We start from the raw sequence: 540 nt of genomic DNA on the forward strand, positions 1-540 counted from the left end.
GCTATTTGTCTCAGTTGAGAGCACTTGAAGAAGAATTTTCTGAGCACATTCACGGCGAAGAAATGATCAACATTAAGTTTGACCTTGAAGCGAAATTGGCTCAAAAGAGTTGAATTTGCTTGAGACGAAAAACGCACTTCAAGCCTCTGAGTTGCGCTCGCAACGTTACCGTGAAATGTTCTACTTTATCGCTATTGCAGCCATTGGTGTGGTGGGTTTCCGTTATGTTTTGCGAGTCAAAAAGATCAATAAAGCACTAACGCAAGAAAGTACTACAGATCTGTTGACGGGCCTTCACAATCGCCGCTATTTAGAAGTATGGTTAGAGAAGATGGCCCGCCGCACTCCAGATAGAACCTTCGCGCTTGCGGTTCTTGATGTCGACCATTTCAAAGCTTTTAACGACACTTATGGTCACGACATCGGCGACCAAATGTTGATGCACATTACCTCTATCTTCAACGAATCCACTCGTTCAGGTGACCTGCTGATTCGCTGGGGCGGTGAAGAATTTGTGTTGCTGGTGGAGGTGAACGATCC

At 45.4% G+C, this 540-nt stretch carries 1 pseudogene; it reads left to right on the plus strand.

Annotated features, from left to right (window positions below):
- A pseudogene (locus R7R24_RS29850) lies at positions 1-540 on the plus strand (GGDEF domain-containing protein); the annotation flags it as partial.

The organism is Vibrio sp. 704 (assembly GCF_033339295.1).